8 protein-coding genes are annotated in these 13,745 nt (G+C 47.3%); 6 read left to right on the forward strand and 2 right to left on the reverse strand.

Translation table 11 applies throughout. The features are described from left to right. The first annotated feature begins 12 nt into the window (after nt 1-12). Both JNUCC31_RS24535 and JNUCC31_RS24540 read left to right on the forward strand, forming a co-directional pair. Nucleotides 13-2,841 carry an endo-1,4-beta-xylanase gene (locus tag JNUCC31_RS24535; protein WP_192265607.1) on the forward strand — a complete coding sequence of 943 codons (2,829 nt, stop codon included), beginning with the start codon at nt 13-15 and terminating at the stop codon, nt 2,839-2,841. Between the two features lie 293 nt (nt 2,842-3,134). Further along, nucleotides 3,135-5,579: an EAL domain-containing protein gene (locus JNUCC31_RS24540; RefSeq protein ID WP_323374346.1), complete on the forward strand. Its 2,445-nt coding sequence runs from the start codon at nt 3,135-3,137 to the stop codon at nt 5,577-5,579. 117 nt (nt 5,580-5,696) lie between these two features. Here the strand turns inward: JNUCC31_RS24540 and JNUCC31_RS24545 are convergent, their stop codons facing one another. Together JNUCC31_RS24545 and yhbH are read right to left on the reverse strand one after the other, a co-directional pair. After that, the gene (locus JNUCC31_RS24545; RefSeq protein WP_192265610.1) at nt 5,697-7,133 is read right to left on the reverse strand and encodes a SpoVR family protein; all 1,437 of its coding nucleotides are present in this window, start codon (nt 7,131-7,133) and stop codon (nt 5,697-5,699) included. Next, entirely contained in the window at nt 7,130-8,296 is a 1,167-nt protein-coding gene (yhbH, locus tag JNUCC31_RS24550) for a sporulation protein YhbH (protein ID WP_062320039.1), read from the reverse strand. The genes JNUCC31_RS24545 and yhbH overlap by 4 nt, the downstream gene beginning before the upstream one ends. A 262-nt stretch (nt 8,297-8,558) precedes the next feature. Here yhbH and JNUCC31_RS24555 point away from each other — a divergent pair, with 262 nt between their 5' ends. From JNUCC31_RS24555 to JNUCC31_RS24570, 4 genes are all read left to right on the forward strand, one after another. Beyond that, on the forward strand, nt 8,559-9,896 hold the full coding sequence (locus JNUCC31_RS24555) for an MFS transporter (protein WP_192265612.1): 1,338 nt from the start codon (nt 8,559-8,561) through the stop codon (nt 9,894-9,896). Between the two features lie 351 nt (nt 9,897-10,247). Next, nucleotides 10,248-11,516, forward strand: a complete 1,269-nt coding sequence (locus JNUCC31_RS24560; protein ID WP_192265614.1) for a sulfotransferase family protein — start codon at nt 10,248-10,250, stop codon at nt 11,514-11,516. Beyond that, nucleotides 11,513-13,444, forward strand: a complete 1,932-nt coding sequence (locus JNUCC31_RS24565; protein ID WP_192265616.1) for an asparagine synthase-related protein — start codon at nt 11,513-11,515, stop codon at nt 13,442-13,444. The genes JNUCC31_RS24560 and JNUCC31_RS24565 overlap by 4 nt, the downstream gene beginning before the upstream one ends. 76 nt (nt 13,445-13,520) lie before the next feature. After that, complete coding sequence (locus JNUCC31_RS24570) at nt 13,521-13,661, forward strand: paeninodin family lasso peptide (protein WP_192265618.1); 141 nt, start codon at nt 13,521-13,523, stop codon at nt 13,659-13,661. Nucleotides 13,662-13,745 lie beyond the last annotated feature (84 nt).

Here is a 13,745-nt window from a genome sequence, read left to right on the forward strand (position 1 = left end):
GGAGGAGATCGGATGCATATGAGAAAATGGTGGAGTTTGGGGTTGGCTGCTGTACTGCTCTTCAGTCTGTTGCCGGGTTTAGGTACAGGAGGGGCACGTGCTCAGGCAGCTGCGGACGTTAAAACAGGAGAGGGTGATCAAGCGCTGTTTGAGGCCCAGTTTGAAGACGGTATATTGGGAAAATGGCGTGCACGCGCGAGTGAGAAGCTCGAAATTGTGACAGGAGTGGGTCACGACAGTACACGAAGTCTGAGAACCTCATCTCGTACCGAAACATTCCATGGACCCTTAATTGAGGTGCTGGACCATGTACAGAAGGGCAGCACGGTTCATATTTCATTTTGGGCCATGTACGATGAGGGGCCTGACAGTCAGGTCATTAACGGCTCATTGGAGAAAGAATACAATAAAGACGCTTCGAGTCTTGAATATGCCACGTTTGCCTCCGCTACCCTGAACAAAGGACAATGGAAAAAAATCGAGGCCGATGTGGTCATCCCTGGGGAGAATAGCGGCATCACCGGATTCCGGATGTATGCAGAGACCCCATGGAAGAAGTCAGAGGAAGTGACGCCGGCAGATACGATTTCTTTTTACATCGATGATGTTCTGATTACGGTGGCCGAGAAAATTGAAATTGAGCCGAATATTCCGAACCTGGTCGATATCGTGGGACAAAATTATGCGCTGGGGGCTGCAATCGACCAGTCTGCACTGGACCCGGAAGACCAGCATTCCCGGTTGTTGACAAAGCATTTTAACAGTATTACGGCAGGCAATTTTATGAAAATGGATGCGATGCAACCTCAGGAAGGACAGTTTGTCTGGTCAGAAGCGGATCGGCTGGTGAATTTTGCCGAAGCCAATGACATGGAGATCAGAGGTCATACGCTGTTATGGCATAGTCAGGTACCGGATTGGTTCTTTACTGATCCGAATGATGCATCGAAACCTGCCACGCGGGAACAGTTGCTTGCGCGGATGAAAACCCATATTCAGACCATCGTGACCCGGTACAAAGGAAAGGTTCATACATGGGATGTCGTTAATGAAGTCATCTCGGACGGAGGCGGCTTGCGTAATCAGGCAAGTGGTTCCAAGTGGAGAGACATCATTGGGGATGTGGACGGTGATGGAGATGACAGTGATTACATTGAGCTGGCTTTCCGATATGCCCGCGAGGCTGATCCGGATGCCGTACTGGTGATTAATGACTATGGATTGGAGGGCAGTGCAAGCAAGCTGAATGATATGGTGAAGCTTGTAGAGAAACTGCTGGCTAAAGGCACACCGATTGACGCGGTTGGATTCCAGATGCATGTGTCCATGTACGGACCGGATGTGAAGCTGATTCGCGAGGCTTTTAACAAAGTTGCCGCTCTTGGTGTGAATGTACAGGTTACAGAGCTGGACGTTTCGATCTATTCAAATTCTTCCGAGCAGGAGATGCCCGTTACGGATGAATTAATGCTGCAGCAGGCCTATCGTTATCGTGAATTATTTGACCTGTTCGATGAGTTGGGAAAACGTGGAGTAATGGACAGTGTTACAGTCTGGGGACTTGCAGATGATGGTACATGGCTTGACAACCATCCAGTCAAAGGACGCAAAGATGCACCGTTGCTGTTTGATCGAAAGCTGAAAGCGAAACCGGCTTATTGGGCATTGGTGGACCCTGCCACCCTTCCAATCTACCGTAATGAATGGACAGCGCTTAAAGCCAGCCCTTCTTTCCCGGATCGCAAAGGACAGGAAGATGTTCTCTGGGGCGCTGTGAAAGGGATTGATATTAATCATCTCGCAGAGGGTACATCAGAAGTTACCGGTGAAGCTAGAATGCTGTGGGATACCAAAAAGATGAATTTGCGAGTGGAAGTGAAGGATACCACACATCGCAAAGGTGATCAGGTGCAGGTGTTCCTTGCGGAAGACACAAAAGATACAGGCGCTGCAGCCTCTGGAGATGTTTCACTTGCCGAGAAGAAACATCCATCGCCTGCGAATGGTCAGTATACGTTCAAACGTGAGGGCAGCAAAGGCAAGGATAAGAATGTATACAGCGTACAGGAGACAAAAACGGGTTATGTCGTATATGCATCACTGCCTTTATCAGTCGCTTTACTTACCGAAGGACAGGTACTGTCCCTGGATTACCGAATTACGGATGAGTATGCTGCTGGACAGACAGCGACCATTGTTTGGAATGATATTTCCAACCAGCAGCCCGATAAACCCGTCAATCGGGGGAAATTGAAGCTGGGTTCTGACTTGAAGCAAACCAAGGTCACATATGGCAAACCCGTAGTAGATGCGAAAAAGGAAGGCATCTGGAAGAAGGCAGCGTCAGTTAAGACCGATGTCTGGGTGATTGGGGATTCTGGCGCAACGGCAACTGCTCAGTTGTTATGGGATGAGAATTATCTGTATGTATTTGCAGATGTCAAAGATCCGTTATTGAGTAAAGTGAGCAAAAATGCACATGAGCAGGACTCTGTCGAAATGTTTATCGACCCCAACCACAATCAGACCACCTATTATCAGGAGGATGACGCGCAGTACCGGGTTAACTTTGATAATGAATCTTCCTTTGGAGGAAATGCCTTGAAGGAGCAATTCAAGTCGGCTACCCGACTGACAAGTGGAGGATACGTTATCGAGGCGGCGATTCCTTTGGATCATGTCCCTTCAGGTAAGAATCCATGGATTGGATTTGACCTGCAGGTGAACAACGATCATGCCGGGAATGGTCAACGGAGCAGTGTATCGATCTGGAGTGATCGATCAGGCAACTCCTATCAAAATACATCTGGCTTTGGCAATTTGTTCCTGGTTCAAAAATAGGTGACTCAAAAGTGAATTTTGAAAGGAATTTGTTCATATATAATACCCGGTTTTCTGGGAAAAAGTGTTGATTTTAAATGCCGGGACGTTTAGACTATATACATCTATAATAACGGGTTTCTGATGTATGACTCCGGCTTTATATAAGTCAGTGGTCACAAGACAAATGATGCGGAGGGAGTGCCTGTCATCCGGACAGCGCACTCGCTTCTTTTTTACATTTTTGCTTACATACGAGGCATTTCCCGGTTGAAAGGACAGAATGAGTGGAGCACCTACATGGAACGTACAACTTGGAACTGGTTTTTTTATCTTACATTATTGCAACGCTTGCTTCTTATGCAGCACTTGACCTAGCAGGCCGGTTGAGTCTGGCGAATGGCATGTCCCGGAATGTGTGGCTTACTTGCGGGGCAGTCTCCATGGGTTTGGGGATATGGTCCATGCATTTTGTGGGCATGTTGGCTTTTGTTCTTCCCATGCATGTGTCCTATTCCACTGATGAGGTCGTTCTATCCGTTCTGCTTGCAATCATCGCATCTGGTGTAGCGTTAAATATTGCAGGTCAACAATCGGGGAAGATAAGCAAGCTCCTGATTGCGGGATTGCTCATGACTGCAGGCATAAGCAGTATGCATTATGTGGGAATGGCTGCCATGTCCATTCCGATTACGTATGAGCCAGGCATAGTGATGTTGTCTATTCTGATTGCAGCGTTGGCTTCATTTGCTGCTTTGTGGCTCATGTTTTACTTTCGGCAGCGTCAGTCACGATATACATGGATATACAAGATGGGTAGTGGACTCATTATGGGTCTGGGAATTTCGGGAATGCATTATACGGGAATGTCGGCCGCTCAATTTCATAGTGCACATGGCACAATGGCAGGTTCGATCATGCAGATTGAACCGTCCATACTGGCGTATCTGATCGCAGCAGGCACCTTTATAGCATTGGGATTGACCTTGTTCGGTATATTTATTAATCAGCGCCTGTCTCAGAAAGACCGGCGTATTCGTGAAAATGAACAGTGGTATCAGGCTCTGTACGACAACCATTCGGATGCTATCATTTCGGTGGACAAGCAGGGTGCTGTCAAGGGAATTAATGCTGCTGTCACACGAATTACAGGCTACCAGGAGAAAGAGGTTATTCATCGTTCGATCGATGAGATTACACAGCATGTGGAAATATATTGGACAAGTGAAACGCATGGTGTGTTATGGGATGATGATAGCCGCGACCAGCAGCATTTTATGGGGAAGATGAAAAATGTCCAGGGTAATGATCTTGATCTGAGTATTACCGTTGTACCCGTACTAATCGATGGCAAACATCAGGGCAGCCACATTCTGATTAAAGATGTAACCGAGGAGAAGCAGGCTCAGGAAAGCATACGTCACCAGGCTCTGCACGATCCGCTCACGGGATTGCCGAACCGTCGCAAACTGGACGAGGTATTGGAAGAAACAATTCATGCTTCCGCGGTAACAGGTAGCTCATTTGCTGTTATGGTAATGGATATCGACCGCTTCAAAATGATTAATGACTCATTGGGGCATTCCGTAGGTGATTTGTTCCTAAGAGAAGTGAGTGGCAGAATTATGAGTGCCATACAGGAATCCGGTCCCCAAGCTGAAGATAATGTCATGCTTGCTCGTATGGGAGGCGACGAGTTCACATTGGTTGTAACCAATGAGCAAGGATCGGAGGAACGGGTAGCTGAGCTTGCGAAACAGATTGTCGGAGCCATTCAGTTGCCCTATCGTTTAAAGGAAAATGATTTTTACGTTACAGCCAGTATTGGAATGGCCATGTATCCTGTTCATGGAACAGAACCAGACGCTCTGATGAAACATGCGGATTCTGCCATGTATGAAGTCAAGAAAAACGGTAAAAACGGTTATCAGTTCTATACCGCCCAACTGAATTCAGAATTATATGAACGAATTGAACTGGAGGGTTATTTGCGTAAAGCACTGGAACGGGATGAGATGGTCCTGTACTACCAGCCCCAGATTCGGACAGAAGACAGCCAGATGATCGGTGTAGAGGCGTTGATACGCTGGAATCATCCACTTAAGGGTGTTCTGGCTCCGAATGTGTTCATTCCGATTGCAGAAGAGACCGGCATGATTTACGAAATCGGGAATTGGACGCTGCGGGAAGCATGCCGACAGATGAAACTTTGGCACGCCAGTGGGGGACCATTGATTCCGGTATCGGTTAACTTGTCCAGCCAGCAGTTTCATCAGTCGAACCTGGTGGAGCAGGTCAAAAATGCACTCGCGGAGACGGGACTTGATGCCACTTATCTGGAACTGGAGATTACCGAGAGTATGATGATGGACGCATCCGTATCTACGAGTATTCTAAATGAGCTTACAGCACTCGGGGTCAAAATCAGCCTGGATGATTTCGGGACGGGGTACAGCTCGCTGAGTTATTTGAAGCATTTCCCCATTCACAAGCTGAAGATTGACCGTTCATTCGTGACAGACATTACCGATAGTCGGAGTGATCAGGCCATTGTGGCGACAATCATATCGATGGCTCAGCATTTGAAGATGGACGTGATTGCCGAAGGGATCGAAACCAAAGGACAGCTCGATATTCTAATGCAAAATGATTGCCGCGAAATCCAGGGATATTATTTCAGTCGTCCATTGCCAGCCCATGAAGTGGAACATGACTTTTTCGTGCCGCTGCGCCTGCAGGGAACGCCAACCCTTCTCTAATACATCTCTATATGCCAAGCGGCAAGTCCCCGCCAATGCCAGGGACTTGCCGCTTTTTTTGTGTTCTTATAATGATGAGGTGATGTCCGTAAGGAGGCGTTGGCGTAGTAAGGATGATTATAAAAATTTGCGATGGTGCTTCTTGCCATCATATGTGAACCAGATCGGTTTATCTTCGACCCTTGTTTCCACATGGACGGTACGCCCCCAAAGGCGATACAGATAGGGAAGGGTCCGTTCCATATATTTCAGATCCAGCTCGATGCCTTCATATTGATGTTTGAGCACGAGTTCTCCTGTCCGCAGATAGTCGGCATCCTGAACGACCAGATATGGAGAACCACCGTTGATGCGTGAAAATACAAGTTGATCCCGTATGTTTTCCCAGGACTTGTCGGTAATTTTCCAGTCCGGGCCTTTTTTCTCGAATACATATAGGTCGAGGTCTTCGGTTAATTGTTTGGTCATGTAATTGCGGATAAACGAGGTATCGGAATCGAATTCGCGCACCTCGAACATTTTGGCACGACCTTGGCCTGGTATGCGGCCCCAACGTTCCTGTTCCTCCCGGGAGGGGTTATCCCAACGACGTTCAATATCCTCGAAAATTTTCAGTCCCAAATAATAGGGATTCAGACTTTGCTTGGATGGCTGCACGACGGAGGAGTTCAGTTTGGCGAATTCAATCGTATCCTCACTGTTCAGATCGAGTTCGCGTATAATGCGTTGATGCCAGTAGGAGGCCCAGCCTTCATTCATGATCTTGGTTTCCATCTGTGGCCAGAAGTATAACATTTCCTCACGCATCATGCTCATAATATCCCGCTGCCAATCCGTTAACACTTCGGAAAATTCCTGAATAAACCACATGACGTCTTTTTCCGGTTCAGGCGGGAAGTGATGCACCTGAATTCCTTCTGCAGGTGTTTCTTCGGTCCGTACATCATCCAGTGACCACAGATCATCATAGGGTCCATCCGGTCTTGGTGCTTTCTCCCCGCGCTGTTCCCGCATTTTCATCTCCATATAACGTTGTTTGTCCAAATGGCGGGGTTTAATCAGTTGGGGATCGACATGTTCCTGAATGGCGATGACCGCATCGATGAACGCTTCAACGGCCTCTGTTCCATATTCCATCTCATAGTTACTGATCCGATCAGCGGTGGCCGCCATGCTTTCGACCATATTGCGATTGGATTTGGAAAACCGGGCATTGTTTTTGAAAAAATCACAGTGCGCGAGCACGTGTGCGACAATCAGTTTGTTCTGGATCAGCGAGTTGCCATCCAGCAGGAAGGCGTAACAAGGATTCGAATTAATGACAAGCTCATAGATTTTACTGAGTCCAAAATCATATTGCATTTTCATTTTATGAAAAGTTTTCCCGAAGCTCCAGTGACTGAACCGGGTTGGCATCCCGTAAGCCCCAAAGGTGTAAATAATGTCTGCCGGGCATATTTCATAACGCATTGGATAATAATCGAGGCCAAATCCATCGGCAATCTCCATAATTTCAGCAATGGCGTATTCAAGATCGCGGATTTCATCTGTCATCCTACGCTGCCTCCTTCGCGTTTTTGGAAAAAGCTGCGCAAAGCTTTGTACACTTCGCCTTTTTCTTTGATCACATAATACATGAACTGGTCGATCTTGATATGGCGATAGGCGGACATCAGTGTACTGCTGCGATTGTACTGGTTCACCTCGCCATATCCAAACATGTTGCTGCGCTTCATTAACTCACCAATCAGTTTGACACACCGCTCATTATCCGAGGTCAGGTTATCCCCGTCGGAGAAGTGGAAAGGGTAAATGTTGTAGCTGGAAGGGGGATAACGACTGTCAATAATATCCAATGCTTTCATATATACAGAGGAGCAGATGGTACCCCCACTTTCGCCGCGAGTGAAAAATTCCTCTTCAGTCACTTCTTTGGCCTCGGTATGATGTGCGAGGAAAACAATCTCGACTTTTTCATACTGGCGGCGCAGGAAACGGGTCATCCAGAAGAAAAAGCTGCGGGCGCAATATTTTTCAAAAGAACCCATGGACCCGGAAGTGTCCATCATGGCGATGATGACCGCATTGGACTGAGGAATGATTTTGTCTTCCCACGTCTTGTAACGCAGATCATCCGGACTGATATGGTGAATGCCTGGATTGCCTGTTGTAGCATTGCGACGCAAATTCTCCAGAATGGTACGTTTCTTGTCAATATTGGACTGCATGCCTTTTTTGCGGATATCGTTGAAAACAACAGTATGTGTCTCGATCTGATCCTTGTCTTTTTGTTTCAGATCCGGAAGTTCCAGTTCGGAGAAAAGCATATCTTCCAATTCCTCGATACTCACCTCGGCTTCGACGATGTCATGCCCAGGCTGGTCTCCGGCCTTTTCACCTTTTCCTGGTTTCTGTGAAGCGGGATCACGTCCGATGACATCTCCGACCTGACTGTCACCATCTCCTTGACCCACATGTTTTTGCTTTTGGTAATTATACACAAAACGGTACTCATCCAGACTGCGGATTGGTACCTTAATGATTTGTTTTCCATCAGACATAATGATGTTCTCTTCGGTAATCAGATCAGGCAGATTCTGTTTGATGACATCTTTAACCTTTTGCTGATGGCGTTGCTGGTCCTGGTACCCTTTGCGGTGAAGCGACCAATCTTCCCGAGATACGACGAACGAGTAAGGCTGGTGTGAATTTGACATATAGGCACCCCCCATTGATTACGCGGCACAGTTTGGCCTGTCGGTAATTAAGTATATTCACGGGCGGGGACGATATGTGATGCATGCGTAGATAAAATGATACAATTACACGAGTTTCCCTTTTGGAGCCATCTGAATTGTAGAGATAGTCGTGAACTTTTTACAGAAATAATGAACAAGTGTGACGATCTTCCTTTACAATAGGGACAGGCATTCACTCTGACATCCTTCGGAAGGATGTGTGCAAAAGGAAGGATACCATTTGGATAATCGGGCAGTTAAGGCATGGATTATGTATGATTGGGCCAACTCGGCCTATGCGACGACAGTTCTTGCGGCCGTTCTTCCCGTCTTCTATGCTTCAGTGGCCGCCGCCACCCTGGATGCAGATACTGCCGCATCGTATCTGGCGTATACACATTCCATTGGCATGTTATGCGTAGCGCTGTTAACACCCTTGCTGGGAACTTTAGCAGATTTATCGGGACGCAAGGGCGACTTTTTGCGAGTGTTCTCCATCATTGGCATCATCGCTACGCTCGGGTTCAGCTTTATCGGAGAGGGCGACTATATACTGGCTTCTGCTCTGCTGGTCATTTCAACGATCGGTTTTGCGGGGGGCAATACCTTCTACGATGCGATGCTGCCTGATCTGGTATCCCCCGACCGAAGGGACTTGATCTCATCCAAAGGGTATGCCTATGGTTATATGGGGGGCGGGTTGCTGCTTGCAGTCAATCTGCTGATGATTCAACAGCCCGGTTGGTTTGGAATGGGCAGTACACTTGCCGGAACAAGACTTGCCTTTATCTCTGTCGCGCTGTGGTGGCTGGTGTTCTCCATTCCTATATTTCGCCATGCTGAGCGTCGGCCTGCTGCACCGGATATGCCCGGTTCGTGGAAAGGATCTGCGAGGGTGGGCATGCGCAGACTTCGCCAAACCTTTAGTCAGATCCGGCGTTTTCCCCAATTGATGCGTATGTTGGTCGCTTTCTGGTTTTTTAACGACGGAATCAATACGATTATCCTGATGGCAACGATCTATGGCACAAGCATTGGGATTGGGACCGCCGATCTGATGTTAGCTTTACTGCTTACCCAGTTTATCGGTTACCCTTGCACGTTGATGATGGGTGCATGGGCACAACGTTCGGGAGCGAAGCGAATATTAATGGTGAGCTTGTCCATCTACATATGCATCGTGATCTTGGGCTATTTTATGACGGATGCCATTCATTTCTATCTGCTTGCCGGACTGGTAGGTGTAGTACAGGGCATAAGTCAATCGACAGCTCGTTCCCTGTTCAGTAATCTGATGCCTGCCGGCAGAACAGGAGAGTATTTTGGGTTCGTCAATATTACCGGGAAATTTTCTTCCATTTTTGGACCGTTTGTATTTGGGTGGGTAGGTCAAATCACAGGTTCAACCCGGTGGGGCCTTCTGTCTCTAATTTTCTTTTTCGTTGCAGGAATTGCAGTATTGTTGACCGTCAAGGTTCAGCAGGGAATGTCCGATGCTACTCAGGCAGATCAGGCAGATGACGAGGATCGGAAGCATCGTATTTCATCAAAAGGCTCAGAAGTAAGTTCAATTGGATAAGTGGTTAACACAGAGGTGCAGCTAATGTTCCTCATTAATAATAGAAGCTCCGTGGGCCTGTTAAGTACAAACAGTTCTCGGGGCTTTTTCCTGTTTATGCAACTGTCATAAATCGAAAGAGCAATCGAATATGGTTATAGTGCTGAAACGACAGAGAGCCGAATAGAGTATAAAGAAAAATATTATGAAAAGGTGAAAATAAAAGATTGACATGATACATTTTGTATCATAGAGTAAAACTATGAATACATATCGTATCTAGAAGTTGTCGAAAGTATATAATCCATTTCAACTAATATATAGCTTAATCAAGTGTCACGCTTATTTTAATTTTCAGAGGAGAGGCTGCCATTGGTAGATGTTCAAGGTAACGGACTTGTCTTTTTACTCTGTGTACCTCGTAGTGGAAGTTCGCTATCCACCGTGATGCTACAAAATCACAGCCGGATTTTTGCTACACAGGAAATGTGGTTTCTGATGAATCTTGTAGATTTGCAAAAGGCTGATTCCCGCCCCTATGGCGGAAGCGCGATCATCCGTCAATTTTACAGCGCTATGGTATCTGACGAAGGTTTTGAGAAGGCCTGCCGAAGCTTTGCTCTTGAAATTTATAACGGATTTCTGGAAGGAAGCGGTGCTGACTTCATCGTAGATAAATCTCCTCGTTACTATTATATGTTGGAGTGGTTGGATCGCCTGTTTCCCCAATCCAAGCGTATTCATCTCCAGCGTAATCCCCTTGCCATAGCTGCATCCTACAAAAAGGTAAATCGTCATACAGGAGAAGGGTTTGAACTGATTCATAGTTTGCAGAGTCCGAATCTCAATATGAAAGCAGTCGATCTCACGCTGGGTTTGCTTCGATTGAATGATTATTTTGCAGAAAAACATGAGCATGCCTATGAAATGCAGTATGAACAGCTTGTCTCCAGCCCTCAGGAAGAAATGGAGAAACTGTGCGGATTTCTTGGCATCGGATATGAACAAGGTATAGAGCAATATGGACAGTTTCTGGATAGTGCAAAATCCAACATGTTTTACAGTATGGGGGTCGGTGATCCGTTCCTGTCTTCACATCAGGAAGCACATAAAGGTTCTGTTAACAACTGGAAAAACATACTTAATTCACAGGAAGTTGAGATGTACTGCCGCATAGTCGGTGCAGACCTGTTCCATCGGTTGGGATACAGTGAACAGTTAGAAGAGGCAGAGCAATGGACCGGTGTCCGTTACGAAGCGAGCCCGGATCAGGATGTCATACATCGGCTCACCCGTCAATTGTCTGAAGCAACCGGATGTCATTGGCAGGAAGGTTACCGGATAAAACCTATAGACGTCATAGGGAACGAGCATCCTGGAAACAGGAATGATCGAACAACGATTGAACCGGAAGTACCGGACCCGACACTGGCAGCACTGGCAACGATCAGGCAGCTGGAAGCTGCATTGCGGGCAGCTGATAATCGGCTGGAGCGAGGGTACAATGAGCGGGAACGATTGAAAGTACAGCTGGCATCTGCTCACAGCAAGATTCAGCGTATCAAATCCTGGATACCGTTCGGTCACCAGATCAGCGCCTGGGCTTCACAGCGCAAGATACTCCGGGGAGGAAAGTCATGAGCGCGATAGCAGGTATTGTTCATACCGATGGTCAGCAAGCGTTATGGGAGGACAGTTGGCGGCTGTACGCCAGTCTGGGACACGTTCCGGCAGATACAACGGGCGTGTGGAAGGGGAATGAAGCCTTCTTGAGTTGTCACGCCCAGTGGATTACACCGGAGTCGGTCAGCGAGCAATTGCCTTTGTATGATGAGGTAAGCGGTCTGTCGATCACGGCCGATGCCATTCTTGATAATCGGGAACAGCTGGCAGATCAAATGTCCATATCCAGCATTGAATTGGCGGGATTGTCGGATAGTGAGCTGATATTAAGAGCCTATCAACGATGGGATGAAAATCTGGCTGACAAACTGCTTGGCGATTTCGCCTTTGCGATCTGGGACGATCGTAAGCGCAGGCTCTTTGCTGCCAGAGATATTACAGGCATGAGATCCTTCTATTTTCGACATGATGGTCCGCGGTTTGCCTTCTGTACATTAATGAAGCCGCTGCTGCAGCTGGAAGGCGTACATAAAGAATTGGATGAGACCTGGTTATCCGAATTTCTCGCCATCCCTGACATGCATGATTCCGCGGATATTCATTCGACTGTCTATCGGGGAGTGAGCCAGCTTCCTCCTGCACATACGCTTAGCTTCAGAGATGGAAGGCTAGAACAGAAACAATACCATCGTTGGGATGAAGTGGAGCCGTTAAGGCTTAAGTCCGATGGAGAGTATGTGGAGGCTTTCCGTGAGGTATTTGGTCAAGCTGTCGGATCGCGTTTGCGGACGCATAGACAGGTATCTGCGGCGTTAAGTGGGGGACTGGACTCTGGAGCCGTTGTCGGATTTGCCTCAGGAACCTTGCGAAGCCAAGGGAAGAGGTTAAATGCGTACAGTTACGTTCCAGTAGCTGATTTTACGGATTATACGTCAAAAACACTGTTAGCGGATGAACGCCCGTTTATCCAATCCACGGTTAATCATGTCGGTAATATTACAGAGAACTATCTTGATTTTGAAGGAAGAAGCCCTCTTAGTGAAGTGGATACCTGGCTTGATATTATGGAAATGCCCTATAAGTACTTTGAAAACTCATTCTGGATTCGCGGTTTCTATGAAAAAGCAAGCCAGCAGGATGTTGGTGTTCTATTGACTGGAGCACGTGGTAACTTCACCGTTTCCTGGGGACCTGCATTGGACTATTATGCCAGTTTGCTGAAAAGCGGACGCTGGTTCCGGTGGCTTCGAGAAATGCAACAATACAGTGAGCGTACCGGGATGAAATTCTCGCGTATTGCTAAAATTACGGGACGAAAAGCGTATCCGGAATGGTTTAAATCGATGTCCAAAGGGGCTGCGCAGGCCGCATCTGTGCAATTAATCCACCCGGATTTTGCAAGGCGGACGGGTGTATTGGAACGGCTCAAATCAATTATCGTGTTACAGGGCGGTGCTCAGGCAGATGCGCTCAAAGTGCGAGCAGAGAAGTTCAACAATCTGGCCATTGCAAACAAAAATGGCGCAGTAGCTACCAAATGCTCTCTTCGTTATCGAGCATGGGAGCGAGACCCTACCAGTGATGCGAGAGTGATTCGCTTCTGTCTGTCCGTGCCGATAGAACAATATGTTAATCAGGGGACGGACCGCTCCTTAATTCGTCGGGCTACCTCACCCGAGCTGCCTGACAAAGTAAGATTAAATCAGCGAGTACGCGGAGTCCAGCCTGCAGATTGGTTACATCGCATGATTCCGAACTGGAATGCCTTTACGGATGAATTGCGCACGTTATGTTCTGACAGCCGGGTCGCTGGCATATTGAACACAGAGCGTATCCAATCGGCACTGTCCAAATTTCCTAATCCCCGGCCTGAGCTTGCTTCCCACCCGGACTTGCGTTTGATGATGCATAGCCTGATCGTATATCGATTCATACAAAAGTTTTGATCTTGCCAGTGGATGATTGATGTGAACTGAAGTAAAGGTTCATTATTTCATTGACTCATGAAGGGAGGTGAATACAATGCAAACGCAAAAGAAAGAATGGCAAGCACCAGCACTGGAAGTGTTGGAAGTGAACCAAACCATGGCGGGAACAGGATACAGACAAATTGACTGGATAACTGTTCACGATGCTGACCTTTACGATCCGTCTACTTCCTAAGTTATTAAGCTTTAACCTGTGCCATTATACTTAAAGGGCGGAAAGGCAACAAATCCATCTTTTCGCCTCCGCCCTTATATTTGA

It is taken from the genome of Paenibacillus sp. JNUCC-31 (assembly GCF_014844075.1).
Taxonomy (GTDB): Bacteria; Bacillota; Bacilli; order Paenibacillales; family Paenibacillaceae; genus Paenibacillus.